The sequence below is a fragment of the Nocardia aurantia genome (assembly GCF_009604425.1).
GTDB classification, from domain to species: domain Bacteria; phylum Actinomycetota; class Actinomycetes; order Mycobacteriales; family Mycobacteriaceae; genus Nocardia; species Nocardia aurantia.
The window spans coordinates 232352-257889 of sequence record NZ_WEGI01000006.1 but is presented as its reverse complement, the minus strand read 5'-3'; the positions used below and the strand labels follow the sequence as shown (position 1 = coordinate 257889).

At 69.6% G+C, this 25538-nt stretch carries 26 protein-coding genes; 16 read left to right on the top strand and 10 right to left on the bottom strand.

Annotation, left to right across the window (positions count from 1 at the left end):
• Nucleotides 1-150 precede the first annotated feature (150 nt).
• From mddA to NRB56_RS15240, 4 genes are all read left to right on the top strand, one after another.
• Nucleotides 151-963, top strand: a complete 813-nt coding sequence (mddA, locus tag NRB56_RS15255; protein WP_153342620.1) for a methanethiol S-methyltransferase — start codon at nt 151-153, stop codon at nt 961-963.
• Between the two features lie 61 nt (nt 964-1024).
• On the top strand, nt 1025-1687 hold the full coding sequence (locus tag NRB56_RS15250) for a HEAT repeat domain-containing protein (RefSeq protein WP_153342619.1): 663 nt from the start codon (nt 1025-1027) through the stop codon (nt 1685-1687).
• Nucleotides 1681-2703 (top strand): HEAT repeat domain-containing protein, encoded by a 1023-nt coding sequence (locus tag NRB56_RS15245; RefSeq protein WP_319943035.1) that lies wholly within the window; start codon nt 1681-1683, stop codon nt 2701-2703. Before NRB56_RS15250 ends, NRB56_RS15245 begins: the two co-directional genes overlap by 7 nt.
• Nucleotides 2704-2866: 163 nt before the next feature.
• Complete coding sequence (locus tag NRB56_RS15240) at nt 2867-3892, top strand: fatty acid desaturase family protein (RefSeq protein WP_153342618.1); 1026 nt, start codon at nt 2867-2869, stop codon at nt 3890-3892.
• Here the strand turns inward: NRB56_RS15240 and NRB56_RS15235 are convergent.
• Together NRB56_RS15235 and NRB56_RS15230 are read right to left on the bottom strand one after the other, a co-directional pair.
• Nucleotides 3886-4683, bottom strand: coding sequence for an SDR family NAD(P)-dependent oxidoreductase (locus tag NRB56_RS15235; RefSeq protein WP_319943034.1), 798 nt, complete (start codon nt 4681-4683; stop codon nt 3886-3888). The genes NRB56_RS15240 and NRB56_RS15235 overlap by 7 nt on opposite strands.
• A 274-nt stretch (nt 4684-4957) precedes the next feature.
• Entirely contained in the window at nt 4958-6454 is a 1497-nt protein-coding gene (locus NRB56_RS15230) for an FAD-dependent monooxygenase (protein WP_319943033.1), read from the bottom strand.
• Between the two features lie 146 nt (nt 6455-6600).
• On the opposite strand from NRB56_RS15230, the gene NRB56_RS15225 reads away from it, so the two are divergent.
• From NRB56_RS15225 to NRB56_RS15210, 4 genes are all read left to right on the top strand, one after another.
• A complete protein-coding gene (locus NRB56_RS15225; protein ID WP_153342614.1) occupies nt 6601-7254 on the top strand; it encodes a TetR/AcrR family transcriptional regulator in 654 nt (217 codons plus the stop codon).
• 101 nt (nt 7255-7355) lie between these two features.
• A complete protein-coding gene (locus NRB56_RS15220; RefSeq protein ID WP_153343062.1) occupies nt 7356-8129 on the top strand; it encodes a heavy metal-binding domain-containing protein in 774 nt (257 codons plus the stop codon).
• Between the two features lie 3 nt (nt 8130-8132).
• Nucleotides 8133-8510, top strand: a complete 378-nt coding sequence (locus tag NRB56_RS15215) for a DUF5073 family protein (protein ID WP_153342612.1) — start codon at nt 8133-8135, stop codon at nt 8508-8510.
• A gap of 70 nt (nt 8511-8580) precedes the next feature.
• Nucleotides 8581-9045 carry a hypothetical protein gene (locus tag NRB56_RS15210; protein WP_153342610.1) on the top strand — a complete coding sequence of 155 codons (465 nt, stop codon included), beginning with the start codon at nt 8581-8583 and terminating at the stop codon, nt 9043-9045.
• Nucleotides 9046-9079: 34 nt separating this feature from the next.
• Here the strand turns inward: NRB56_RS15210 and NRB56_RS15205 are convergent, their stop codons facing one another.
• From NRB56_RS15205 to NRB56_RS15185, 5 genes are all read right to left on the bottom strand, one after another.
• On the bottom strand, nt 9080-10114 hold the full coding sequence (locus NRB56_RS15205) for a profilin (protein ID WP_153342608.1): 1035 nt from the start codon (nt 10112-10114) through the stop codon (nt 9080-9082).
• 215 nt (nt 10115-10329) lie between these two features.
• Nucleotides 10330-11256: a DAPG hydrolase family protein gene (locus tag NRB56_RS15200; protein WP_319943031.1), complete on the bottom strand. Its 927-nt coding sequence runs from the start codon at nt 11254-11256 to the stop codon at nt 10330-10332.
• 174 nt (nt 11257-11430) lie between these two features.
• Nucleotides 11431-12048, bottom strand: coding sequence for a TetR/AcrR family transcriptional regulator (locus tag NRB56_RS15195; protein WP_319943030.1), 618 nt, complete (start codon nt 12046-12048; stop codon nt 11431-11433).
• A complete protein-coding gene (locus tag NRB56_RS15190; protein ID WP_319943029.1) occupies nt 12045-12539 on the bottom strand; it encodes a DUF3237 domain-containing protein in 495 nt (164 codons plus the stop codon). The genes NRB56_RS15195 and NRB56_RS15190 overlap by 4 nt, the downstream gene beginning before the upstream one ends.
• Nucleotides 12536-13003, bottom strand: a complete 468-nt coding sequence (locus NRB56_RS15185; RefSeq protein WP_227837745.1) for an ester cyclase — start codon at nt 13001-13003, stop codon at nt 12536-12538. The genes NRB56_RS15190 and NRB56_RS15185 overlap by 4 nt, the downstream gene beginning before the upstream one ends.
• Before the next feature lie 206 nt (nt 13004-13209).
• Between NRB56_RS15185 and hpnE the strand changes: the two genes are divergently transcribed.
• Nucleotides 13210-14568 (top strand): hydroxysqualene dehydroxylase HpnE, encoded by a 1359-nt coding sequence (hpnE, locus tag NRB56_RS15180; protein ID WP_153342604.1) that lies wholly within the window; start codon nt 13210-13212, stop codon nt 14566-14568.
• A gap of 11 nt (nt 14569-14579) precedes the next feature.
• Here hpnE and NRB56_RS15175 read toward each other — a convergent pair whose 3' ends face one another.
• On the bottom strand, nt 14580-16079 hold the full coding sequence (locus NRB56_RS15175) for a flavin-containing monooxygenase (RefSeq protein ID WP_319943028.1): 1500 nt from the start codon (nt 16077-16079) through the stop codon (nt 14580-14582).
• A gap of 348 nt (nt 16080-16427) precedes the next feature.
• Here NRB56_RS15175 and NRB56_RS15170 point away from each other — a divergent pair, with 348 nt between their 5' ends.
• From NRB56_RS15170 to NRB56_RS15150, 5 genes are all read left to right on the top strand, one after another.
• A complete protein-coding gene (locus tag NRB56_RS15170) occupies nt 16428-17408 on the top strand; it encodes a ParB/RepB/Spo0J family partition protein (RefSeq protein ID WP_194290865.1) in 981 nt (326 codons plus the stop codon).
• Between the two features lie 211 nt (nt 17409-17619).
• A complete protein-coding gene (locus NRB56_RS15165) occupies nt 17620-18813 on the top strand; it encodes an acyl-CoA dehydrogenase family protein (protein WP_153342600.1) in 1194 nt (397 codons plus the stop codon).
• 60 nt (nt 18814-18873) lie between these two features.
• Nucleotides 18874-19929 carry a zinc-dependent alcohol dehydrogenase gene (locus NRB56_RS15160; protein WP_153343052.1) on the top strand — a complete coding sequence of 352 codons (1056 nt, stop codon included), beginning with the start codon at nt 18874-18876 and terminating at the stop codon, nt 19927-19929.
• Nucleotides 19930-19963: 34 nt separating this feature from the next.
• The gene (locus NRB56_RS15155; RefSeq protein WP_153342598.1) at nt 19964-20455 is read left to right on the top strand and encodes a flavin reductase family protein; all 492 of its coding nucleotides are present in this window, start codon (nt 19964-19966) and stop codon (nt 20453-20455) included.
• 32 nt (nt 20456-20487) lie between these two features.
• Nucleotides 20488-21354: a Gfo/Idh/MocA family protein gene (locus NRB56_RS15150; RefSeq protein WP_194290864.1), complete on the top strand. Its 867-nt coding sequence runs from the start codon at nt 20488-20490 to the stop codon at nt 21352-21354.
• 36 nt (nt 21355-21390) lie between these two features.
• Here the strand turns inward: NRB56_RS15150 and NRB56_RS15145 are convergent, their stop codons facing one another.
• Together NRB56_RS15145 and NRB56_RS15140 are read right to left on the bottom strand one after the other, a co-directional pair.
• Nucleotides 21391-21726: an ArsR/SmtB family transcription factor gene (locus NRB56_RS15145; protein WP_153342596.1), complete on the bottom strand. Its 336-nt coding sequence runs from the start codon at nt 21724-21726 to the stop codon at nt 21391-21393.
• 148 nt (nt 21727-21874) lie between these two features.
• On the bottom strand, nt 21875-22156 hold the full coding sequence (locus NRB56_RS15140; protein ID WP_194290863.1) for a transposase: 282 nt from the start codon (nt 22154-22156) through the stop codon (nt 21875-21877).
• A gap of 133 nt (nt 22157-22289) precedes the next feature.
• Here NRB56_RS15140 and NRB56_RS15135 point away from each other — a divergent pair, with 133 nt between their 5' ends.
• Both NRB56_RS15135 and NRB56_RS15130 read left to right on the top strand, forming a co-directional pair.
• Nucleotides 22290-23762 (top strand): MFS transporter, encoded by a 1473-nt coding sequence (locus NRB56_RS15135; RefSeq protein ID WP_153342592.1) that lies wholly within the window; start codon nt 22290-22292, stop codon nt 23760-23762.
• A gap of 134 nt (nt 23763-23896) precedes the next feature.
• Nucleotides 23897-25165, top strand: coding sequence for a diguanylate cyclase domain-containing protein (locus NRB56_RS15130; RefSeq protein WP_153342590.1), 1269 nt, complete (start codon nt 23897-23899; stop codon nt 25163-25165).
• Nucleotides 25166-25538 lie beyond the last annotated feature (373 nt).

Genomic DNA, 25538 nt, shown 5'->3' with positions numbered 1-25538 from the left:
CGAGCGCGGGTAGTTGTCCGACTTGCAGAGGGCAATTGTCCGGACCGGCCGACCGATCTGCCCGGGTTCGATCACGGAACGGTCGCGCCACCGGTGGATCGCAACCGGATGAGTACCGAACCCGGATCCCGCAGAGCCGACAATGAAGACATGGTGCCTCCACGATCCGGTCCCGGGGCGGTACGGCGAATTTCACCCCGGCCGGGCGCGATACCGACGGTGATCTACGGGACGGCCGTGTACGTGCTGTTCCTGGTTGTCTTCCTGTACGCGATCGGCTGGGTCGAGGGCCTGGTCGTCCCGCGCACGATCGACGAGGGCCCGGCGGCGTCCACCAGGGCCGCGGTCGCGATCGATGTGCTGCTGCTGACGGTGTTCGCGCTGCAACATTCCGTGATGGCCCGGCCGGTGTTCAAGCGGCGGTGGACGCGGATCGTTCCCGCGCCCGCGGAACGCTCGACCTACGTGCTGTGCGCGTCGGCGGCCCTGGCGCTGGTCATGTGGCAGTGGCGTCCCATCCCCGAGGTGATCTGGGACGTGTCCGCCGGGCCGGCCCGGATCACGGTGTACGCGGTCTCCTTCGCCGGCTGGGCCCTCGCGCTGACCGCCACGTTCGCGATCGATCACGCCGCGCTGTTCGGGCTGCGCCAGGTGTTCGGCTATCGCGCCGGAACATGGCCCGCGGCAACGGAATTCCGTACTCCCGCGCTGTATCGAACGGTGCGCCATCCGCTCTACCTGGGCTTTTTGATCGCGTTCTGGGCCGCGCCGACGATGACCGGCGGCCGATTGCTGTTCGCCGCCCTCACCACCGCCTACATCCTCGCCGCGGTGCCCTTCGAGGAGCACGACCTGGTCGCGGAATTCGGTAACCGTTACCGGGTCTACCGCCACCGCGTCCCCGCCCTCGTACCGTTCCCGCACCTGCCGCAGACCTCCCACCCGCTCCGGCGCGGCCACTGACCTCCGCGACTTGACCTTGTCACGATGACAAGGCCTCTACTGGCCGTCGGAGGTGGTTTCCATGAACCCGATACGAGACCCGCGGCTGCACGGCCTGGCCGCGGCGAATTCGTCCGTGCGATTGCGGGCGGCGCTGGCCGTCGGCACCGATCCCGGGCCCGGGACCGTCGACGCGTTGCTGGAGCGCTGCGCGGTCGAGCCGGACTTCTTCGTCCGCGACATGCTCACCTGGGCGCTGACCAGGCTCCCGGCCGAGCTGACCGTGCCGAAACTGTGTGCCGAACTCCGGTCCGGACGCGCACAGGCGCGCAGTCAGGCGTTGCATACACTGTCCAAGATCGGAGACCGGGCCGCGTGGCCCGCGATCACGCCGGCACTGCTGCACGACGCCGACGCCGAGGTCGCGCGCAGTGCCTGGCGTGCCGCCGTCGTGCTCGTGCCCGAGGAGGGGAGGGCCGCGTTGGCCGCCGAACTGGCCACCGGCCTCGGCCGCGGCGACCGGGAGACGCGACTGAGCCTGAGCCGCGCGCTGGCCGCGCTCGGCGACGCGGCCGAACCGGTCCTGCGCGAGGCGGCGGACAGTTCCGACCCGGCCGTGCGGGCGCACGCGAACGCCACGCGGCGGGTGCGCGACGATCCCGAGGCCGGCGCGGAACTCGCCGTCGACGCGGCGAAACGGGTCGCCGCGCTGGGCCCCGATCGGAACGAGGACGCCGCGTGCTGATCGGTGAGGCCGCCCGCCGCTCGGGTGTGAGCGCCCGGATGCTGCGGCATTACGAATCGCTCGGGCTGGTGCGGCCGACCGGTCGCACGGTCGGCGGGTATCGGGAGTACTCGCCGGCGGACATCCGGCGGATCTTCTACGTGGAAGGGCTCCGATCGCTCGGTCTGTCGCTGCGGCAGATCGGGCGGGCCCTCGACGATCCCGAATTCGCCCCGGCCGATCTGGTCGGCGACCTCATCCGCGAGAGCGAGCAGCGGCTGAGCCGGGAACAGGAACTGCTGGACCGGTTGCGCGCGGTCGGCGCGGCCGATCCGGCCGGCTGGCCGGATGTGGCGCGTGTGGTGGACCTGCTGCACGGGCTGGGTTCCGACAGTCCCGGGCGGCGGCAGCAGGCCGTGCTGGCCGCGGCCGAACCGGTGACCGTGCCCGCCGAACTGCTGGCCGAGGCGGCCCTCACCGAGGCGGATCCGAATGTCGCCGGCGCGCTGCGCTGGGCACTGGCCCGCGCCGGTGGCGAGGGTGTCGCGAGCCTCGCCGCCGGGCTGTCGGCCCCGGATCCCGGCGTCCGCCGCCGCGCGGTGCTGGCCCTGGCCGAGGTGCCCGGCGACGAGACCACGGCCGTGCTCGGCGACGCGCTCGCCGATTCCGACCCCGCGGTCCGCCGCGGCGCCGCCCTGGCCTTGGGCGCCCGGGGCGTGACCCGCGCGGTGCCGGCCCTGGTCGCCACGGTGGTCGAGGGCCCGAACGACGTGGAGGCGGCCGAACTGCTCGGCGCGCTGGCCCGGGATCCGATGTGGGCGGGCCGGATCCTCTCCGCGCTGGACGACGAATTCGCCTCGCATCCAACGGATTCGGCAGTTCGGATGCGACTCACCCAGGCGCTGGCCGAGCTGCCCGGTACCATCGCGTTGAACACCCTGCGGCGTTTGGCGCGCGACGACGAACGGCCGGTGGCCCTGCTCGCCGCCGCTCTCGCCGCGGCGCTGGAGGATCGTCCGGACGAGCGGTCCGGGTGAACGCCGAGTCGATTCGTCACATAGATGTACGGCCGGACGGCACGTCCGTTCACCGGCCCGCGGCCTGCTCGTCGCACTCTGGTCGTGATTCACCGGACCCGGGGACACCGGCCCGGGCGCAACCGGCAATGATGAAAGCCCCTACGGCCAGTGAGGCAGGCGAATGCAGTCCGTGACGATGGACAGCGCGGTGGCTCCGCGTGGCAGCGAATACGCCGTACTGATGAGGCGGGTGCGCCAGGCGGGTCTGCTGAATCGGCGGTTGCGGTTCTACGCCTGGCGGACGGCGCTGGTGGCGGCCGCGCTCCTCGGTGGCTGGACGGTCTTCGTGCTGCTCGGCGACTCGTGGTGGCAGCTCGCCGTCGCGGTGTTCCTGGGCATGGTGTTCCCTCAGTTCGCGTTCCTGGGCCACGATGCCGGTCACCGGCAGATCTTCGCCACGCGGCGGGCCAATCACCTGTACGGGGCGATCGCGGGCAATCTGGCCATCGGCGTGAGCATCGGCTGGTGGACCAGCAATCACAATCGCCACCATGCCCACCCGAACACCGAGGGTGAGGATCCGGACATCATGGGCGTGCTGGCCCATTCCAGCGAACGCGCCCGGGCCGACCGGAGTTTCCGCCGGCTGATCTTCCGCTACCAGGCGTGGCTGTTCTTCCCGCTGCTGCTGCTCGAGGGCTTCAGCCTGCACGGTGCGAGCGTGCGGGCGCTGCTGAGCTGGCCGCTTCGGCACCGGGCCGCGGAGGCGGCGCTGCTGCTCGCGCACGCCGTCCTGTATCTGGGCCTGGTGTTCCTCGTCCTGTCCCCGGTGAAGGCGCTGGTGTTCATCGTGGTGCAGCAGGGCGTCTTCGGCCTCTACATGGGCTGCACCTTCGCGCCGAATCACAAAGGGATGGAGATTCTCTCGGCCGGCGACGCCACCGACTTCCTCCGCCGCCAGGTGCTCACCTCACGAAATGTGAAGGGCGGCCCGGTGACCGACGCGGCGCTGGGCGGGCTGAACTACCAGATCGAGCACCACCTGTTCCCGTCCATGCCCCGGCCCAATCTGCGCCTGGCCCGGCCGCTCGTGCAGCAGTTCTGCGCGGAACAGGGCGTGCCCTACCGCGAGACCGGCCTGCTCGACTCCTATTCCGACGCCCTGCGCTACCTCGACACCGTCAGCCGGGCCGCCCGGGGTCAGTAGTACACCGGCCCGGGGACGCCACCGCCGGCGGCGATCGCGTCGCCGGTGATCGCGACGCTGCGCGGCGAGGCCAGGAAGGTCACGACATTCGCGACGTCCTCGGCATCGATCACCCGGCGCAGTGAGTTGCGGGCCGCCTCGGTTTCCAGTTCGGAGACGGATTTCCCGGACCGGGCCGACTGCGCGGCCAGTCGTTCGGCGAGGCGTTCGGTGCGGGTCAGGCCGGGATGCACCACGGTCACGTTGACTCCGTGCGGGCCGAGTTCGTCCGCGAGATTCTTGGTCAACGCCGACACACTGACGTTGCGGATGGTCTGCGCGATCGAATTCGCCTGCCGGGCACCGAGTCCGCTGATATTGACGATGCGGCCCCAGCCCTGCGCGACCAGATGCGGCGCGACCGCTCGCGCGGTGCGCAGATAACCGAGCACCTTGATCTCCACCTCCCGGCGGACGATGTCGTCGGCGGTCGCCGCCAGATCGGTGCTCGCGCCCGCGCTCCACGGCGTCGCCGCCGAATTGACCAGGATGTCGACGCCGCCGAGTTCGGCGACGGTCCGCTCCACCAACCGCCGCACCTGCTCGTCGTCACCGGTATCGGTCGCGATGCCGAGCACCCGGCGGCCCGATTCCGCGGTCACCGCCCGCGCCGCCGCCGCGAGCGGTTCGGCGGATCGCGCCGCGATCACCACGTCGACGCCCTCGGCCGCCAGCCCGCGCGCCACGGCCAGCCCGATACCCCGGCTGCCGCCGGTCACGATCGCGCGCTTCCCGTCCAGATCCAGATTCACGCCGTCGACGCTAACAAGCAGCCCGCCCGCGGTGACCCATCCCGCTCCGGCTGATCCGAACTCCGCGTGGCCACACCGGAACTCGCTGTCGTGGGGTTGCGATCACGCTGAACACAACGCCGGCCGCGGCCGCCGCTCGCCGCGCCGGCCCTGCCGCTGTCCGCGAAATTCGGCGTCATCTCCGATCAGGACTTCGCCCGGTGGGGGAGCCGGCTGCGCGACACCGGCGCGATCCACGGCCCGCTCGATCCGAGCAAGTTCTACACCAACAGGTTCAATTCGCCGGCCCGGTCGTCCTGATCGGCGGAATGTGCCGCAGCTGTGTGTCGAGGTCCGGCAGCCGGATGATCCCGTCGGGGGTGGCCGGCTCACGCCAAGCCACGATCTGATCGGGCCGGACCAGGACCGCCCCGGTGGCGGTGATCCCGAGGCGGTCCGGTTGCGAGATGTGGTGCACCGGAACGTCTGCCGTATCGGGTAGCGCCGCGGCCGGGCCGGCGAGGACGGTGTATCCGGTGCCGATCAGGTCGAGGGTGGACCGGCCGTCGCCGGTCCGGACGTGCGGCAGGCGGGTACCGGGCTGGGCCGTGAGATCCAGGCGGTCCGTGGCGGCGGTCGTGCCGTCGGGGACGAAAGCGCCTGCCGGATACTGATATCCGAGGATCAGGGCGAGCGGATCGGCGAGCGGGGTGCCGTCGGTGGACGCCGAATGCATATCGCGCAGATTGCCGGTGCGGATACTGGACTGGTCGGCGGTGAACCAGCCGGCCGGATGCCGTTCGGCGTGATAGCTGTCCAGCAGGACCGGCGGGGCCTGGCCCGATCGGACCATGGCCAGTTTCCAGGCGAGGTTGTGCGCGTCCTGGATTCCGGTGTTCGCGCCGGCGGCGGCGTAGGGCGGCATCACGTGCGCCGCGTCGCCGATCAGGAAGATCCGGCCCCGGGAGAATCGGTCGGCGACGAACATGCCCGGCTCCCAGGCCAATACACTGAGGATCTCGATCTCGGGATCGGGGCTCCCGATGGCGGTGCGGACCGTCGCGGCCCAGTCACGACCGGGATCGCCCGCCGCGGTGGTGTAGATCCAGCGCCGTTCGCCGTCGATACTCGCGAATGCGCCGGTGGCGTGCGGATGTTCGATCTGGCACAGGTTGAACGGCTTGTCCCGCACCAGGTTTCGCAGATCGGCGGCGAAGTAGACGTTCACCGCGCTGCCGAGGGTGCCGCGACCGGAGCGGGTGATGCCGAGTTGCCGGCGGATCGGGCTGTGCGCACCGTCGGCGGCGATGACGTACGGGGTTGTGACCGTGACGGTTTCACCGTCCGGGCCGCGCAGGGTGGCGCTGACGGCGTCGTCCGATTCGGTCAGGGCGAGCAGTTCCGTGCCGAAACGCACGTCGACGCCGCGTTCTTCGGCGATGCCGCGCAGCACCGGCTCGAGCAGGTCCTGGGCGCACAGGCAGGCGGTGGCCGGGGTGATCGCGTCCCAGTCGGGTGTGCCGCCCGGCAGGGTGAACTCCAGGAGCTCCGCCTCGGCCAGTGTGCGCCCGGCGGCCATCCGGTAGTGACCGGCCAGGGTGCCGCCCGCCGCGTGCACGGCCTCGTCGATCCCGATCTGCCGGAACAGTTCCATCGTGCGGATGTTGATCCGCCGGGCCTTCGGCTGCGGTGAGGTGCCCGGGTGCCGCTCCACGAGCATCGCCGGAACCCCTTGGTGGGCAAGGAAAAGCGCAGCGGACAGGCCCGCCAGGCCGCCTCCGGCGATCAGCACCTCAGGTGAGTGTACAACGTTTTCCATGAGAACGTTGTACACTCACTGCTGGTATCGAGCAACCCGACGACGAGGAGTCCTTCATCGCCACCGACGACGCGCCCGGCGCACTGATCTGGACCCTGCCGGAACCGCCCGGCCGGGCCATGACCACGTTGAGCCGGCAGAAGATCCTCGACGCGGCGCTGGCGATCGCGGACGCCGAGGGCGCGGACGCGATCACCATGCGACGGGTGGCCACCGAGGTGGGGGCGCGGACACCGATGGCGCTGTACCGGTACGTCGGCAGCAAGGACGGCCTGGTGGACCTCATGCTCGACGCGGTCTACGGCGAGATCGCGCTGCCGGAGCCGTCGGGGCGGTGGCGGACGGATGTCGAGACGCTCGCGCTCGCGACCTGGCGGGCCGTCACCGGTCACCTGTGGTTCGGCAAACTGATCCACACCCGCCCGCCGTTCGGGCCGAACGCGCTGCGCTACTTCGACTTCCGATTCGACGTGCTGGAGCGCGGCGGGGTCTCTCCGGACATGGCGAGCCGGATCACCGCGGCCGTCGACGGCCACATCTTCGGCGCCGCACTGCAAGTCGCGGAGGAACACGCGATGCGCAGCCGCATCGGCAACCCGACCGACGCCGAGCTGAAATCGACCGCCGGCCCGCTGCTGGACGCCATGCTGGCGAACGGGCGGCACCGGGCCTTCGCCCGATGGTTCCACGCGCACGATCCGGACGTGCTGCACGACAACGTCGAATACACCCTGAGCTGTCTGCTGGACGGTTTCGCGGCCAGACAGGCGTAGGGCCCGTTCGAAATCCGGCCACGCTCTCAGCGACGCGCCGTACAGTTGCGGTGGCGCTGCTGCGAGAGGTGTGAACCGTGCAACCGAATTCCGAACCGCCGCTGGAACCGGCCGCGAACGAGCGGCTGTCCCATGCCGGGCGGATCTTCACCTCCGACCTGTCGGTCAACGAGTTCGCGCTGCTGCACGGCGCGGAGTTCGAGCCGATCGACCTGGTCATGGGCGTGTCCGTGTACCACGTCGGCTTCCAGTTCGCCGGTCTGCGGCAGCAGGCCGAACTGCAGGTGCTCACCGAGGCCACCTATCGCGCGCGCTGGAATGCCATGGCGCGCATGCAGGCCGAAGCCGACGCGTTGCGCGCCGACGGCATCGTCGGGGTGCGGTTGCAGTGGCGGCACGTGGGCGGCGAGGCCAACCACCTCGAGTTCATCGCCGTCGGCACCGCGGTGCGGTACGTCCCCGAACCGGGACGCTTCCGGCGGCCCAACGGCCAGGCGTTCACCAGTCACCTCTCCGGTCAGGACATGGTGACGCTGCTGCGCTCCGGATTCGCGCCCGTGGCCTTCGTCATGGGCAACTGCGTATTCCACGTCGCGGTACAGGGTTTCATGCAGTCGATGCGCCAGATCGGCACCAATGTCGAGATGCCGCAGTGGACCCAGGGCAACTATCAGGCGCGCGAGCTGGCGATGTCGCGGATGCAGGCCGAGGCCGAGCGGGACGGCGGCATCGGGGTGACCGGCGTGCACTTCCAGATCGAGAGCTACGCCTGGGGGCACCACACGGTCGAGTTCTACGCGGCGGGCACCGCCGTGCGCCGCACCGGCGAGGCCGAGACGATCACCCCGCAGTTCGTGCTCCCGATGAGCGACTGACCCATGGCCGCAACGAGTTTCGATCCGGGGCGGGCGGCCGCCGTGATCGCGGGGGCGCTGCACGGTCCCGGCGGGCCCGGGCTGGTGTTCACGGTGTTCGCCGCCGTGCCCGGCGCGATCCGGACGCCGGCCAAGCGCGGGCTGTTGCGGTCCGCGCCGGAACGCCTGCAACTCGGCGACTGGCGTTACGAGGTCACCGCGGACGGGCGCATCCGGGCGGCCCATCTGGTCAACGGGATCGTGCTGGCGGAGGAGGTGCTCACCGCGGCCGCGGTCGGACCGCACCTGGCGCGCGCCCTGACCGAGGTCGTGGACGGCTTCGGCCCGCCGGCGGTGCCGCAGATCGAGGCGGCGCTGGAGATCCTGGCGACGGCCGGCTGAGCGGCGCCGGGACCGGTTCGATCCGGGAAACGAGTTGGCGTAGCCGGACCGCGCGTAGAAAACTTGTCCGATGCCCGATCTCGATGACCTGCTCGCCGGTTTGACCCCGAAGGAACGCGCGGCGGTGGACGTACTGGACGCACAACGTCTCGAGCTCGAGCGGAACCGGATGGGCCCGTCGGCCGCCGCCACCCTGACGGCCCCGATCCACGGGGTGTTCGCCCGGCTGCGCATGTGGGATCGGCTCGTTCGCGACATGGCGGACCACTGGGCCGCATGCGATCGCTACCTGGTCCACGAATATCTGAACATGCTCGCGGTGCGGGACGGCATCGAGCAGAACATCGAACGAATGCCGCCACGCCTCCGCGGTAAAGTCGAGAATGTCGTCGGTGAACTGGACGGCCGATTCCGGGAAATGACGGAGGACGACGGGGGAGCCGAATTGTCCCGCTATTCCAAGAAAGTCGCGGCCGGCGCCGACCTGTCCTGGTGGTGGACGCGGAAACCGAAAGTACTGCCGAACGGCTGGTGAGTTCCGTACATCGGGTTCAGCGATCCACGATGCGTCACCCGTAGGTTTCGAGGAAATCGATCAGTTGCTCCTCGAGTTCGCCCGCATCCTCCAGTGGTTTGCGTTTCGCCTCCAGGAGAATCACGACGGCCTTGCTCGTTTTCTGAATCGTGAGATGGCACATGCGATTCGAACCGGTGATCCGGCCGCGCTCCGGCGATTCGGCGGAATACACTTGTCCCGCGATCCGGAGGCCGTCCGGCAGCGGCACCCGGGGATCGGCCAGCGGCGCCTCGAGTGCGGCGAATTCGCCCGCGGTGACCGAGAACCCGGCGCTCGCCGCCCATTGCCGGCCGTCGAGTCCGAAGATCGCCGCGTGACTGAACGGGCCGTTCGAGATCAGCTGCTCGTCGACGTGTTGCTGCCAGGTACCGGCGGGGCGCTCGTCCGGGAACAGCCGCCGGCGGACCCGCGGCGGCGGCCCGGCGGCCCGCCCACCTGCGACGCAGACCAGATCCAGGTGCTGATCGAGGCACAGCTTCAGCCAATCGCGCACGTCGGCGACGTAACGCATGATGTCGAGCGGCACATCGCCGCGCCGCAGCCCGGCGAGAAGCGCGTAGACCTCGGGGATCTCGTCGTAGGGCAGACAGCCGACCCCCGACTCGTAGGACTGCGTGGGCACCCCCGTGATCCCCTGGTGCACGAGCCCGGATATCGAGAATTCGATGCCCGCCTCCGCCAGCGCGCCGTCGACCCGTCCGAACCAGCTCGGCCGGATCGAATCCCAGCCGCCCAGCGGCCGGCCGTGATGCCGGATCAGCGCCTCGAGCAGTTCGATGTAGAGAAAGTCGTGGAGATAATCCTCCCGGATATCCAGACCGTCGTCGTTCACGCCGGCGACCATATGGCGCAATGCTTCCCGAGGTGTGAGATCGTATTTTTCCCGCGCCCATTCCCCGGCCAAGTCGTCGAGCTCCGGCCCCAGTGTATTCTCCAGCGCCGCCACTGCGTTCGCGTCACCGGTTCGAAGCTGCCGCATGACATCCGCCAGCCGCACGGCATACGACCCGATAGTCGTCCCACCCATGGTCACTCCCTCAACCCGGCATATTCCGGCACTTCCCGCAATCGGTGAATCGACGATATCCGAGACCACCGACAAGTCCGGGCACCCCGTGCCGAGACGTTCTGCCACTGCCGATCCCACACGCCGCCCCTTCCGGATCCCGCTGCCCCCCAACAGAATATCGGAGATTCGGTACGCGGATCCGGCGGATCGAGCGGCTCGGATCCCGGCGTCGGCTATCCGGCGAACTCGGCGTGCAGTTCGGGGAGGAAGCGGGAGAGGTGATTCATCTCCTGGCCGCAGTGCAGCATCAGGTCGCGGGCCATGTCGAGGCCGGGGAGCAGGTCCGACGGGTCGGCGGCGGCGCCGCGGGCGATCGCGCGGGCGGTGCGCAGCGGGTCGGGGGTGTGGGCGCCGTAGTGGCGGAGGTGGAAGCGGCTGCGCATCTCGCAGCCGCCGGGGATCGGGCGGACCTGGTGGGCCAGCCAGCCCAGATCGACGGGGGCGACACTGCTGCCGACGCGGCCGAAGACGATGGTGTGGCCGTCGGGGACGGTGAAACCGTGGGCGATCGGGTCGTGGAAGGCGATCGCGAGTTGCTGCAGTTTCGGGCCGATGTATTCGTCCACGTACGAGATGTTCCCGAGGTAGCGGGCGCGGTCGGGCATCGGGTGGTCGAGCCGGTCGGCGGCGACCTCGGCGTACAGGTGGGCGTCGGGATGCCAGAGTTTGTAGCGGGCGGATTCGAGCAGGTGCCAGCCGAACCACCAGTCCCACATCGCCGCGGTCACGCGCGGCATCTCGGTGCGGGCCGCGACCCACACGAGGCCGGATTCGGTCTGCCCGTAACCGGTTTCGATCGGGGCGTAGCCGGTGGGCGCGAGTTCGGTGGTCAGCGCGTCGAACGGCGGGATGCGGTCGGGCGGCACCGGCGGTCCGGCGTAGGCGTCGGCGACGACCGGCTGCGGCGGGTCCGTGCGGTCGGCCAGGTAGTGGGCGTAGGGCTGGGCGCGGTCGCGCGCGGAATAGCCCGGGTAGCGGGCATTGTCGGCGGCGTCCGGCGGATCCGCGAGCGCCGGGGCGGTCGCCGCGGCGGTCAGCGCGCCTAGGGCGGCGACGGACAGGGTCAGTGCGCGCCGTCGCGTGACCTTCGGAGTTCCCACGGAAACACGCTAGCAGCGGCGATGTTCCGGCCGGTGCGGGCTGTGAGAGTGCACAAGCGTGGTGGCGCGACCGGGGTCGCCGGCGGACGGCGCGACCGGGCATGCGGCCGTAGTGTGCTGGGCGGCAATGTCTTCCGGGACACTGTGATGGTGCCGGGTACGGCTGTCCCGGCGTCAGCGCCGCGCCGGCACGAGATCGGCGATCACGCGCCGCAGTTTCCCGGTGCTGCTCGAATCACCCAGGCGCAGAGCGGTATTGGTGGCGGCGACGGCGGCGTCGAGCTGGAAGACGATCAGGTCGAGGTCGGCTGGGGCGCGGGTGGGGGCGGCGTGGGCGAGTTCGGTGGTGAGGGTGGCCAGCCAGGCTCGGCGCTGGGCGGTCAGGGCGTCGCGGATCGGGCCCGGGCGGCTGTCGAATTCGGGCAGGTTCGCGTTCCAGAAGCAGCCGCCGGGCAGCAGCGGTCGTTCGATGTAGGCGATCCAGGCGTCGAGCAGCGCGTGCAGGCGGACCGGGCCGGGCCCGGTGGCGTGGGCCGGGCGGACCACCTCCTCGGCGAAGACCAGGCCGGCGGTTTCGACCGTGGCCAGTTGCAGGCCTTCCTTGGTGCGGAACAAGGTCTGGATGCCGGCCTTGCTGACGCCGAGTTCGTCGGCCAGGCGCCCGAAACTGAGGCCGCCGAGGCCGTCCAGCGATGCGACGTCGACGGCGTGCCGCGTGACCGTTCGGCGGGATCGGTCGCCGCGCAGCCGGCGGCGGTCGCCGGCCTCGCGCGGGGGCCCGGCCGATGTCACAGCACTTGCTCGACGTGGTAGGCGACTCCGCCCTCGACGACGTAACCGGTGCCGACGGCGACGATGTCGTTGAGCCAGCCGTACCGGATCGAACCGGTCTCGAACAGCGGATTGGTCCGGAAATAGTAGTCCGCCGGATCGACCAGATGCCGGGTGGCGCGGTCGGCCATCGCGGTACGCACGTGCGGGGGGATCAGCCAGCGGCCCTGATAGGTCATGTGGACGAGATCGCCGTCGTCGGTGCGCAGCGCGAGTCGGACGTCGAGCAGCATCGTCCCGTCAGGGCGGATCAGCGCCCAGTCGCCACCGTCGGCGAGCACCTCGCCACGCAGCCGGGGGCCCTCGAACGTGCCACCGGCCGCGCCGTACAGCACCCGGCGGCCGAGCGGCCCGGCGTCGCCGAACTTGACCGGCGGCTTCAGATCGACGACGAGATCGAAAAGGGTTGTGGTCCGGGTCGTTTCGACCTTGCGGACGCGGGTGTCGGTCACGGGCGAGCTCCTGCGGGTTCGGTGGCGCCGAACAGCGTGTGCCGCACGGCATCGGTGGACACTCCGGACTGCGCGCACAGGTCGGCGAGATCGAAATGGAAGCTCTCACCGGCGATCCGGTCATCGGCGAAGGTGAAGGTGATGAAAACCGCGATCTCGGCCCGGCGGCCGTTGGGGATGACGCCGAAACGGTTGCCGGTCATCGTCATCCGGGCGGTGCCCCAGCAGACCAGGGTGGCGCCGTCGTCGGCGTGCCCGGACAGCTCGACGTGATAGTCCGGGAACGAGGCGAAGAACCGCCGCAGCGCCCGCTCGTTCTCCGCGAGACCGCGGGCCGTGGTGCCGAAAGCCGGTGTCACCAGCTCCATGTCGGGGTGGAAGAGGGCCAGTGCGGCGGGAACGTCCTGCCGGCTCTTGGCGGTGGCGAGCGCCTGGGCGAGTTCGAACATCCGATGACCGTCCATGCCCCAAAACATACATACGACCGTATGTAATTTCAACGGCGCATTGTGTGCTCACACCATCGATCGGCCCGGACTAGAGACGATCGGCTCGAATGCCGCCGCTCGATTGACTCGATGAAACGCTCATCGTATCTTCGGTTCAGTTCGGCGCGCGGAGCCTCGGAAGCCGAAGCGCCGGAACCGCTATCGACGACAGAGGTGGTCGGATGGACGACGGTCGCAGCTATGTGGTGATCGGCGGCGGGCTGGCCGGTCTCGCGTCGGCGGTCTGGCTCGCGGAGGCGGGTAAACGGGTCACGGTGCTGGAGCGGCGTGCCCGGCTCGGCGGCCGGACCCGCGCGATGACCGTCACCGGTGTTCCCGACCCCGCCGACAACGGACAGCATGTGGTCGCGACCGGATACGAGCACCTGTTCCGTTACCTGACCAGCGTCGGCACGGCGGACGCGGTGGAATTCCCGCACTCGGGCAGCCTGCGCTGGCCGGGCGGGCGGGTGACGGCGCTGCACACCCGCGGCGTGCGATCGATCGGCACGCTGTTCGGCGCGCACCCGGATGCCGGTGCCGCCGAACGACTCCGGGCCGCGGTGGCGACCGTGCGGCTGATCCGGCAGGCGCTGCGGCCACCGGCCGACCTCGCCGACCTGAGCACCGGCCAGTGGTTCGAGCGGATCGGAATGCCCGCGAAAGCGCGAGTGGCGCTGTGGGATTGGCTCGCCTTGGGCATCGCGGCCGAACCGGTGCAACGGGGTTCGGCCAAGGTCTTCGCGGGCGTGCTGGCCACCGCGGTGCGGCTGGGCCTGCGCGACCGGCGCGCGGTCAGCATCGGTTATCCCACCGTGGATCTGGACACGCTCTACATCGCCGGCGCCGAGCGGGTGTTCCGGGAGCGTGGTGTCGAGGTGCGGTATCGCGCGGCCGCGCGGCGGATCGTGGTCGCCGACGGGACGGTGCGCGCGGTGCTGCTCGACGACGGTACCGAGATCCCGGCCGACGCGGTGGTGTGCGCCGTGCCGAACTCCCACATCCGCGGACTGCTCGACGATCTGCCCGAACATCCCGAAATCTACGCCGCGGCGGACAAATTGGGTGTCACCCCGATCGTGAGCACGAATCTCTACCTGGACGGCCCGCTCGGCACGAAGGCGGCGATGGAGGCGATCATCGGCGGCGCCGGCGTCATCGACGAGGTGTTCGACCGGCAGCGCATGCACCGCCGCCCCACCGACGGCGTGTGGCTGTACTGCCTCACCACCAGCGGCGCCTACGAGCAGATCCACCGGAGCCACGACGAGATCGTCACCGAGCAGCTGGACCTGCTGCGCCGGTACTATCCCGACGCCGCGCAGCGGAAGGTCGTGCACGCGCAGGTGGTGAAGATGCCGGAGGCGACCTTCTCGCAGGTGGTCGGCACCGACGCGCTGCGCCCGGATCAGCGCACGTCGGTCCCGGGTTTGGTGCTGGCCGGGGATTGGACGCGCACCGACTGGTCGGCCACCATGGAGTCCGCCGCGCAGAGCGCGGCCCGCGCGGTCGGCGCGCTGCTCGAATTGCCGCCTGCCTGAGCACGTTCCGGCTAGCGCTCGCCGGCCGCCGCAGGGGTGGTGTGGTACTCGGCGAGTGCGAGGCGCCGCGTGCGGCGGCGGTAGGCGTACATCGAGCCCGACCAGTTGTTCGTGTTCAGCGGCCGGCCGTCGGCCTCGGTGACGTACCAGCTGTGGCAACCGCCGGTGTTCCAGACCGTCGTCGACAACCGCCGGTGCAGTGTGTCCTGGAACCGGTCGAAGACCTCGGCCCGGACCTCCAGATAGCCCGTGCGCGCGACCTGTTCCACGGCGTCGACGATGTAGTTCATCTGGCTCTCCAGCATGTGGACGATGGATCCCGATCCGACATTGGTGTTCGGCCCGTACATGAGGAAGAAGTTCGGGAACCGGGGCACGGTCAGCCCCAGGTAGGCTCGCGGGCGCCGCTGCCACGTGGTGGTCAGGTCGGCCCCGTCGAGCCCCTCGACGCGCATCGGGGCGACGAAGTCGTGGGAGCGGAATCCGGTGGCCAGGATGATCGTGTCGGCCCGGTGCAGGCCGCCGTCCGCGGTCCGCACCGCCCGCGCCTCGATCCGCGTGATCGGTTGTGTCACAACGTGCGTGTTGCCGCGGTTCAGGGTCTCGAAGTAGTCGCTCGAGGCGAGGATGCGGTTGCAGCCGAGTTCGTAGCGCGGCTCGAGGGCCGCGCGCAGCGCGGGATCCCGGATCTCGCGGCGGTGGTGGTGGCACCACCTCCGGATCGGCCAGCCGAGCAGCCGGCGTCCGTACGGGGAGATCAGCATCGGGTTGAGCAGGGCCTCGAAGCACAGGAATACGCCGAGGCGAGGCAGCCGCTGCAACAACGGGAACCGGCGATTGGCGAGCTTGCGCAACCGCGAGTACTCCCGGTCCGGTTTCGGCCCCAGCCAGTGCGCCTGACGCTGGAAGACGGTCAGCGACCGAGCTCGCCCGGCCACGTGCGGAACGAATTGGATTGCGCTGGCGCCCGTTCCGACGACAGCCACGTCCCGGTCGCGGAAGTCGCAGTCGTGGTCCCAGCGCGCGGAGTGGAACACCGTCCCGGTGAAGTGCTCCAGGCCGGGGATCTGCGGCACGGCAGGCCGGCTGAGCTGCCCGCACGCCGCCACGAGGACGTCGGCGGTCGTCCGCTCACCGTCGCGAGCGGTGAGGACCCAGTGCCGGGCCGCGGGATCGTAACGCGCCGAGACGATCTCGGTGCGGTAGCGCAGATGCGGCTCCAGCCCGAAGTCCGAGGCGCAGTCCTGGAGATACCCCAGGATCTCCGGCTGCTCGGCGAAGCGCCGCGACCAATCCGGATTGGGCCGGAACGAGTACGAGTACAGATGTGAGGGTGCGTCGCAGGCCGCGCCGGGATAGGTATTGTCCCGCCACACCCCGCCCACGCCCGCCGCCTTCTCGAAGATGGTCAGATCGGTGAAGCCGGCCCGTTTGAGCCGGACGGCGAGGCCGAGTCCGCTGAAACCGCTGCCGACGATGGCGATCGAGGGTCGGCGTTCGTTGTTGCCCACATCCACTCCCGTTGTGGCCGTACACAGGAGCGCGCCTGCTCCGACACGATCGTCCGCCGAATCCGGACCGCGGGTGGTGGATTTCCCGGAACCGCCACTGCCACAACGGTCGTGCGCCACCCGGCTCGGCCGCCGTGCCTTCGCGGAAGGTGCTGCCGCGGTTACTGTTCCGGGTCCACACAGCCGGGTGATCATCGTCACACGCGCGATCCGCGTACCGTCCCTTTGCCGGAACTGTCCGGAATCAGTAACGTTGGTCAGCGGACCGCATGGGGGCGGGAGGCCGGTCGGGTTCTCTGGGCGGCGGGGCGATCGAGAGGTTCAGCGCTCGGTCGTGAACCTACGGGGGTGTTGATCATCGAGTCCGAATCCCGTGTCGTGGTCGGCCCGGAGGCCGGGCGGACCGCCACCGCATCGCAATCCGTCACCGTCGCAACGCGATCGGGGATCGAATCGGTGCCGATCGGCGCGCTGTTGCCCGCCGACTCACCTCGGTCCGTCGAAATCGACGAATCCCACGTCCACCGGTTGATGTCGGCCGGCGATCTGCCGCCGATCATCGTGCATCGGGCCACGATGCGCGTCATCGACGGTGCGCATCGGGTGCGGGCGGCCGCGCTGGCGGGCCGGACGCACATCGACGTCCGATATTTCGAGGGCACCGAGGCCGCGGCCTTCGTGCTCGCGGTGAGGTCGAATACCGGTCACGGCCTGCAGTTGTCGCATCGGGACCGGGTGGCCGCCGCGCGGCGGATCATGCGGGCGTTCCCCGTCTGGTCCAATCGCAGCGTCGCCGTGGTGACCGCGCTGTCCGCCAAGACGGTGGCGAACATCCGGCGTACAAGCGCGGATATTCCACAGTCGAACACCAGGGTCGGGCTCGACGGTCGTACCCGGCCGGTCGATTCCACCGGCGGCCGCCGCCGTGCCGCGGCCTATCTCGAGGCGCATCCACGGGCATCTCTTCGTGAGATCGCCTCGGCCGCCGGAATTTCCATCGGAACAGCACGCGATGTCCGGAATCGTGCCGGTGCGGCACGGGAGGCGGTCCTGCTCGTGCCCGAGCCGCCGGTCGTGGCCCGGCCGGCCGAGCCGCTGACGCTGCTGCACCGGGATCCGGCGCTGCGGCACAGTGAAACCGGGCGCCTGCTGTTGCGATTGCTCGACAACCGGATGGTGCTGGCCGGGCAGGGGGAACAGATCATCGCGCAACTGCCCGCCCACACCCTTCCGATCGTGACCGCCGCGGTGCGGCAATGCATCGAGACCTGGCAGGCGTTCGTCGACGAGGTGGATCCCGCGGCCCGCGACGCGCTGCGCGCTTCCTGATCCGCTCATTTCTCCCGGCCGTCGTGCCGGCCGGACTTGTCGTGCGCTCACGGCAGACCGGCCGTGCCCGCGCCGGTGCCGCACGCACGTCTCCGAGTTCCAGTGCGTCGCAATGCAAACAACATGTTACTGTCCGATTGTCTAATAGTACGTATCCTGTTGAACAGTAGTACCGGTCTCTAAGCTCGCTCGTGAGTCGAGGAGGTCGGCGATGACAAACAATTCGCCCGCACTGTTGGATAGAACGGACGTCTCGGACGAGACCGAACGCTGGCTGGCCAGGATCGGGCGGCTGGTGCCGCTGATCCGGGAACACCGGCAGCACAACGAAAGCCGGCGCTTCATGAGCCCCGAGGTCTTCGAGGCACTGCGCGCCGCCGGTGTGCACCGCATGCTGATCTCGCGCGAATTCGGCGGCGCCCAGGTCGAATTGGCCACGGGCTCGGCCGTCGTCCAGGAACTGGCGCGCCACGATCCGTCACTGGGCTGGCAGATGGGCGTGCAGGCGGCCATCGGCCGGCTGTCGGACTATCTGCCGGAACCGACGGCCCGCAAGATGTTCAAGGATCACGCCGGTCTGGTGGTCGGCTCGGTCAACCCCACCGGCCGGGCCGAGCCGGTCGACGGCGGATACACCCTGAGCGGCACCTGGGCGTTCGCCAGTGGTTCCGCGCACGCGGACTGGCTGGTGTGCGCGGCCGTCGTCACCGAGAACGGCCGGCCGCGGATCACCGGCGGCGGCCCCGGGATCCGAATGTTGTTCGTGCCCAAGGACGAATGCCGCATGCTGGACACCTGGTACACGCTCGGGCTGCGCGGCACCGGCAGCGAGCACTACGAACTCGACGAGACATTCGTCCCGGACGAGTTCGTGGTCGATCAGGCGGACATGTTCCGGCCGCCGGACGAACGGCCTTCGCGCGGATACGCGATAAGTTATTACGACTTCGGCTTGTTCGGCTCTGCCTCCACCGCACTCGGTATCGCACGCGGCGCACTCGCGGAGTTCAAGACACTCGCCACACGGAAGACCGCGACGGCCGCGACCAGTGCGCTGGCCGAGGGACATGTCGTGCAGGAGCGGGTGGCTCGCGCCGAGATGCTGGTACGCGGCGCCCGATTGATGCTGGCCGACGCGGCCTGGCACGCGGCCCGGCACGGTACCGCGGGCGATCCGCTCAGTGCCCTGGTCCGGCTGGCCGCGGCCACGGTGGCCGAGAACACCGCCGCCGCAGTCGATATCGCGTTCGAACTGGCGGGCAGCAGCTCCCTCTACGAGAGCAGCATGCTCGAGCACTACTTCCGCGACATCCACACGGCGGTCAAGCACATCACGCTCTCGCACACCAATGTCGAGATGGTGGGCCGTTATCTGCTCGGTGGCGAATTGTCGATGCGGCGCTGATCGCCGAAGCCTCCGATCCACAACTCCCGAGACAACCGGAAGGTTCACGCCGTGCAAACCATGAAGGCCGTTCAGCTCGTCGCGCCCCGCAAGACCCTGCTGGTGGACGTCCCCAAACCCGAGACGCCGGTCGACGGGGTGCTCATGCGGACCCGCTGCGTCTCCATCTGCTCGACCGACATCTCCTTCTTCGAGGGACATCTGTTCCCGTCGGAATACCCGATCATTCTCGGCCACGAATATCTCGGCGAGGTCATCGAGATCGGGGCGCGATTCGACAATCCCGATATCGCAGTGGGAGATCGCCTGGTGTATTGGGGGCAGACCGATTTCGGCGGCTTCGCCGAGTATCGGACCCTGCGGCCCATCTTCTCCGGCGAGGTCAAGGAGGACACCTTCTGGGCCGACCGGGATTTCGCCGACGATCGCCGGGCCGCGGCGGTCAAGGTACCGGCCGAGCTCGGCGACCTGCAGGCGTCGTTCATCGAGCCCACGACCGGTGCGCTGCGGGCGATCCTGCACAATCCGCCGCGCGTGGGCGACCGGGTGCTCATCCTCGGCACCGGGCCGATCGGGATCATCGCCGGCAGCGTGATCAGCCGGGTGCTCGCCCCGAATTCGGTGGTGTCCGTGGACGCCAACCCGCAACGCAACGCCCATGCCGAGACCCATTTCTCCCAGCGTGCGTTCCTGCCCGACGAACTGATCGACGAGGTGCCCGACAGCAGCTTCGACTACATCTTCGACGCCCTGCCCACCGTGCAGGTCGATGACGAGCAGAAGGACCCGCGCCGGGTGGCGATGCGGAAACTGCGCGCGGGCGGCAGATACGTGCTCTACGGCGCCTCTCAGGAGATGCAGAAATTCGACACCTGGCTGATGCTGGCCAAGGGGATCACGGTCACGTCGGCCTCGTTCGACGTCAGCGCCTTCCCGATGCACAAGACGGCCAACGTGATTCGTTCCGCGATGCAGATGCTGCTGAACAAGGTGGTCGACGGCGAGCGGCTGCTGTCGACGGTCTGCCGCTTCGACGATTACGACCGGCTGACGAACATCTTCGAAACCTACCGCCACACCACCGATCTGAAGACGGTCGTGGATTTCCGTGCGTAGCCCGGCGCAGCGCCCACCCGGAAGGGGGGAACCGATGACGGTCGCGGCGGACGACTTTCGCCGGGTCATGTCGAGGGTGCCGGCCCCGGTCACCGTGGCCACCACGGTGGATCACGGTGGCCGGCGGTGGGGCTTCACCTCGAGTTCGTTCGGGTCGTTGTCGATGAGCCCGCCGCTGGTGCTGGTCTGCCTGGACAAGCGGGCGAGCACACACGAGGCCTTCACGGGCGCCGGGCATTTCCTCGTCAACGTGCTCGCCGACGGGCAGTCCGAGATCGCGCGGCGGTTCGCCACCTCCGGTATCAACCGGTTCGGCGCGGGCGACACCGAGACGGCGGAACTCGGCCTGCCCGGTATTCCCGAAGCGGTCGCACGGGTGGCCTGTGCGATGTTCCAGGTGGTCGACGGCGGCGATCACAGCATCCTCATCGGCCGGGTCGTGGCGACGTACGTGGCCGATCGGACCCCGCTGGTGTACGTCGACCGTGGCTTCGCGCTGCCCGGCCGGCGCCACGGCGACACCTGATCCAGAAAAGCCCGCAGGAGAGGAGAATTCGAGTGCGGCCGCTGCGAATCGCGCTGCTGGGCACGGAACACGTGCACACCGCCGACCATCGCGCGGCCGTCACCGCGTGCCCGGATGCCGAACTGTGCCACACACTCGACGAGGCCGACGCCGCGGTGATCTGCTCGACGACCGCTCGCCACGGCGAATGGCTGCGGATCGCCGCGACGGCGAATCTGCCTGTCCTCGTGGAGAAGCCACTGGCGGCGAGCCTCGCGGAGACCACCGCCCTCACCGCATCGGTGGGCTCGGGCGCGGCGGTCGTCGCGATGTTCCTGCGTTGCGCGCCCGCGTTGCACCGGGTGCGGTCGGTGCTGGCCACCGGCGCGCTGGGTGAGATCGTCGGCGCGCGACTGAGTTTCGGCCACCCGGGACTGCCGGACGGGATGTTCGAGGGTACGGCCGCCTGGATGCTCGACCCGGCCCGGGGTGGCATCGGGGCCTTCGCCGACCTCGGTATCCACCTGATCGATCTGCTGCTCTGGCTACGTCCGGACGCGCCGATCGCGGTGCGCGACGCCCGGTTCCGTATGCCCGCGGGCATGGCGGTCGACTCGTCGGGCGTGGCGGTGTGCGACTGGGGCGCGGTGCCGGTCACGCTGGCGGCCGGCTGGACGACCCGTCCCGGCGGACTGCGGCTGCGGGTCGACGGCACCCGGGACCGGCTCGTCCTGCGTGACGGTCTGCTGGCGGTCGGCCCCGATGTCGAACGGCACGCCCCGCAGGCGGCCGGGGATGCGACGCGGGCCTTCCTGGCCGGCCTGCGTGGCCGGTCGATGTGGCGACCGCCCACCGCGGCGGACGTGCTCACCTGCGCGTCGGTCCTCGAAGGGGTGTCGGTGGCCGCCCGGCGTGCGTGAGGAGGCCGAACCCGCTGCGCGCGGGCATGTTCCGGGTCAGCGTGCGGCGATGTGACTGTCGCCCTGGTCGTTCCGCGCGGCGGCGGCGAGCAGGACGTCCAGCATGCCCGGGAAGCGCGCGTCCAGATCCTCCCGCCGCAGCGACAGCAGGTTCTCCCGGCCGGCGGGCCGCTGCCAGATGACGCCGCTGTCGCGCAGCACCCGCCAGTGATGGGTCAGCGTGGATTTCGAGAGGCCGTCGAGAATGCTGCCGCAGGACCGTTCGCCGCTCTCGGCGAGCACTCGTACTATCTGTAGCCGCAAGGGATTTCCCAGTGCGGACAACACGTTCTCGAGCAGGATCTGGTCCCGTTCCGGGTGCTGAGCGATCATCCGACGGCGCGGGCCCACAGCGCGTGCTGCCGCCCTCTCCTTCCGGTCTGTGCGGGCCGGGGCGCGAGGGTCCCGGCCGAGCGGGTTTCCACCACTATATGCCGATCATCAGTGGATATACGTACTGTCGAACACCTGGTGAGCCGGGTCACCACCTGCCGTCCACCGCGCGGCGCAGCGCGTCCTTCTCCAGCACCGCCTCGATCAGCAGGCGCTCCAGCCGGGCATTCTGCTCCCGCAGCCGCTGGAGTTCCCGGCTCGTCTCGGGTCCGGCGCCGGCGTACTGCCGGCGCCAGTTGGACAAGGTCGCCACCGATACCTCCAGCTCCGCCGCGATCTGGTTCCGAGAGGCGCCCGCCGCCGCCAGTACCTCCGCGCGGCGCAGCTTGTTCACGATCTCCTCGGGCGAATGCCGCTTCCGGCCTGCCATGTCCCGATCGCCTCCGCTCGCACTCGAACTGCCCGGGCGCTTGCCCTTCGGTCCATTGTACGGAAACATACGAACTATCAAACAGTCGAGCAGTCGACGACGCCTGCCTGGATCGAAAGGTTCGCGAGAACGTATGTCCACCGCACGCATTCCCCATCAGGAGACCGCCGGCGGCCACGCGCCGCGGCTGGGTCTGTCCCTCACACTGCTGGCGCTCGCGCAGCTGATCTTCTCCCTCGACATCAACATCGTGTACGTGGCGCTACCGGATATCGGTCGCGCCCTTGGCTTCTCGAACCAGACCCAGCAATGGGTGGTGAGCGCCTACGTGGTGTTCGCCGGTGGCTTCCTGCTGCTGGGCGGCCGGGCCGCCGATCTGCTGGGCCGCCGCCGGATGTTCGTCCTCGCGCTCACGCTGTACGCGGTGTCGTCGCTGGCCGGTGGCCTGGCGACGACACCCGCGGTCATCATCGTGGCGCGTGCGGTGCAGGGCCTCGGCGGCGCGCTGCTGCTGCCGTCCACCCTGTCGCTGATCAATACGCTGTTCGAGGAAGGGCCCAAACGCAATCGGGCACTCGCGGCCTGGGGCGGCGCGGGGGCCAGCGGGCTCACCGTGGGCGCGCTGCTCGGCGGCGTGCTCACTCAGGCGTTCGGCTGGTCGGCGGTGTTCTTCGTGAACGTCCCGCTGGCCGGGGCGGTGGCGCTGGCCGCGCTCGTCGTCATCCCGCGCGATCCGCGCGGGCACGAGTCGCGCCGCTTCGACATCCCGGGCGCGGTCACGGCCACCGGCGGCGCGACGCTGCTCGTGTTCGCGCTGGTGCAGGGTCCGGAGACGGGCTGGTCGAACCCGATGATCGTCGGGGCGTTCGTGCTCGCGGCGGTGCTGCTGGCGGCTTTCGTCACCCTGGAGGCGCGAAGTGCCGATCCGCTCATGCCGTTTCGGCTGTTCCGCAATCGCAGCCTCATCGTCGGCGTGCTGACCACCGCGATCTACATGGCGACCTTCGGTGCGCTGCCGTACTTCCTGACGGTCCTGTTCCAGAGCGTGCACCAGTATTCGGCGCTGCGGACCGGGCTGGTGTTCCTGATCCCGTCGATCGCCATCGCCACCGGCACCCAACTGGGGGAGCGGATGACCACCCGGCTCGGCACGCGCACCACCCTGTTCCTCGGGTTCGGGATCGGTGTGGTCGGGACGGGCGTTCTGGCACTTGGCTTCTCGACCGGAGCCACCCTGTCGGTCGCGGTACCGGGGCTGATCGTGTCCGGGGTCGGTCAGGGCATCACCTGGACGGCGATGTGGATCGCGTCGGCCGTGGGCGTTTCGCCCGAGGAGCAGGGTGTGGCCAACGGAATGGCTTCGACCACACTGAATCTCGGCAACGCGATCGGCCTCGCGGTCCTGATCGCGATCGCCGATTCCGGGTTGCCGGATCGATCCGGTGACGCGCTGCGCGGCAGTCTGGCCGACGGCAGCCGGACCGCGGTGATCCTCGCGGCGGCCGGCATGGTGCTGGGGCTGCTCGTCTCGCTGACCCTGCCCCGCCGCGCGGCTCCGGTGGTGTCGCCGCCGGCGACGGAGGCGGTGCCCGCTCCGGCATCGTGATTCTCCCGAAGGCAGATGGATACCGAAGATATTGAAAGCAGGTAATTGGTCGATATCGTGGTGACCTCGCGGATTTCGTATGCTTGGTGGAGACGGTTTCTGTCGGATCGGCCGTGCAGGAAGGTACTCCCGCGGTGGACAGTCGTGAGGTCATCGAAACGGCGCGGAAATGGTCGGCCGCCATTGCGGGCTGCCATCCGCTGCCCTCGACTGCCTGGGACGGTATCGAGAATCGGATGGCCGGATGGATCGCCGAACTGGACGCCGCGCTGTCGGCGGACCGATTCGATCCGGAGCCGGGCCATCGCGTCGGAGTCGCGATGGCCCGTGCCCAGCTGACCACTCCGGCGGTGCTGGGGCCGACCTCGTCGGTGCTGGTCGACCTCGCGGAACGGTCGGCGGGCCCGGAAGCGACCCGCCGGCTCGGCGCCCTGACCGGGGAGTTGAGCCGGGGGTACACCACCGAACTGCTGGCCTCGCGCACCAGCCGGTTGCAGACCGCCGAGGAACTCTTCCACGTCGTCTTCGACAATGCCGCGGTGGCGATCGCGCTCTACGATGTCGACGGCATCACCATCGACGCGAATCCCACCACCGAGCGAATGGTCGGAATGGCGCGGGAGGACATCATCGGAATGTCCGGATTGGATTTCATGGCCGCCGGTGACCGGGAGAAGTTACGGCTGTGCGTCACCCGGCTGATGAAACGCAAGCAGGGTACCGCGCATTTCGAGGGCCGATTCTGCCGCGCCGACGGCACGATCGCGTGGGGGTCCTGGACCATGACGCTGGTGCACGGCAAATCCGAGCTCGACATGTACATCGTCGCGGTCGGCGAGGACATCACCGAGCGCCGCGCGCTGCAGGAGGAACTGCAGTGGCAGGCGCATCACGACTCGCTGACCGGCATGCCCAATCGGCGGTGCCTGCTGGAACGGGTGCAGGCCATCGTCGACGAGGCCGAGCCGGAGGCCAGCCTCGGCGTGTGCTTCATCGATCTGGACTCGTTCAAGATGATCAACGATCGTTACGGCCACAACGTGGGCGACCGGGTGCTGATCGAGGTCGGCCGGCGACTCGACGCCGCACTGGCATCGCCCTCGGTGATGCTGTCCCGGATCGGCGGCGACGAGTTCGTCGTGCTGCTCTCGCCGCCGTGCGATGCCGAGCGGGTGAACGACGCGGCCGGCGTCGCGCTCGCGTCCCTGCGGGAGCCCATCCCGATCGGCGCGGACGACTCGTTGTCGATCTCGGCGAGCGTCGGCGCGGTCCTGACCCCGATCGACAAGGTCGACACCGAGAAACTGATCGATGACGCGGACACCGGGCTCTACCTGGCGAAGGCCAGCGGGCGCGACACCTGGGTGCTGAACCGGATAGGTGACGGGCGTCCGGAAAATTGACCGATCGGTTTTTAGAGCTCGGTGACGCTGGCGGCCGTGCCAGTAGCGAGCCGTCGGCTGTTCGCCCGGCGCGTGCTCGAGTGCCGGCGTGGGGTGTCAGGCCGGAGCGATGTGCTCGAATTTCGGGGTGCTCGCCGCGGTCGAGCAGGGCTGGGGCGCCATTATGGTGCTCACCGAGCCAGCCGCCGACTCCGATCTGGGCGCCGGCCGTAGCAAGCCGTCCAACAGGCGGGTGCGCGCGCCGCCGCTGTGTTCCGAGGGGGCGATCGGAGTTCCGGGGCGCGATGCCGATTCGTGTGGATTCGGACAGATTCGTTGCGGCCGTGGCCCGTCCGGCGGGGACGCTTCATATTCTGTTGTGGCGCTGCCATTC

Coding starts and splice junctions, on each gene's coding strand:
- NRB56_RS15215 (WP_153342612.1), top strand. CDS start 8,133: ATGGCCGCAACGAGTTTCGATCCGGGGCGGGCGGCCGCCGTGATCGCG.
- NRB56_RS15145 (WP_153342596.1), bottom strand. CDS start 21,726: ATGATCGCTCAGCACCCGGAACGGGACCAGATCCTGCTCGAGAACGTG.
- NRB56_RS15250 (WP_153342619.1), top strand. CDS start 1,025: ATGAACCCGATACGAGACCCGCGGCTGCACGGCCTGGCCGCGGCGAAT.
- NRB56_RS15155 (WP_153342598.1), top strand. CDS start 19,964: ATGACGGTCGCGGCGGACGACTTTCGCCGGGTCATGTCGAGGGTGCCG.
- NRB56_RS15135 (WP_153342592.1), top strand. CDS start 22,290: ATGTCCACCGCACGCATTCCCCATCAGGAGACCGCCGGCGGCCACGCG.
- NRB56_RS15185 (WP_227837745.1), bottom strand. CDS start 13,003: ATGGACGGTCATCGGATGTTCGAACTCGCCCAGGCGCTCGCCACCGCC.
- NRB56_RS15160 (WP_153343052.1), top strand. CDS start 18,874: ATGAAGGCCGTTCAGCTCGTCGCGCCCCGCAAGACCCTGCTGGTGGAC.
- NRB56_RS15225 (WP_153342614.1), top strand. CDS start 6,601: ATGACCACGTTGAGCCGGCAGAAGATCCTCGACGCGGCGCTGGCGATC.
- NRB56_RS15205 (WP_153342608.1), bottom strand. CDS start 10,114: ATGGGTGGGACGACTATCGGGTCGTATGCCGTGCGGCTGGCGGATGTC.
- mddA (WP_153342620.1), top strand. CDS start 151: ATGGTGCCTCCACGATCCGGTCCCGGGGCGGTACGGCGAATTTCACCC.
- NRB56_RS15140 (WP_194290863.1), bottom strand. CDS start 22,156: ATGGCAGGCCGGAAGCGGCATTCGCCCGAGGAGATCGTGAACAAGCTG.
- NRB56_RS15210 (WP_153342610.1), top strand. CDS start 8,581: ATGCCCGATCTCGATGACCTGCTCGCCGGTTTGACCCCGAAGGAACGC.
- NRB56_RS15165 (WP_153342600.1), top strand. CDS start 17,620: ATGACAAACAATTCGCCCGCACTGTTGGATAGAACGGACGTCTCGGAC.
- hpnE (WP_153342604.1), top strand. CDS start 13,210: ATGGACGACGGTCGCAGCTATGTGGTGATCGGCGGCGGGCTGGCCGGT.
- NRB56_RS15240 (WP_153342618.1), top strand. CDS start 2,867: ATGCAGTCCGTGACGATGGACAGCGCGGTGGCTCCGCGTGGCAGCGAA.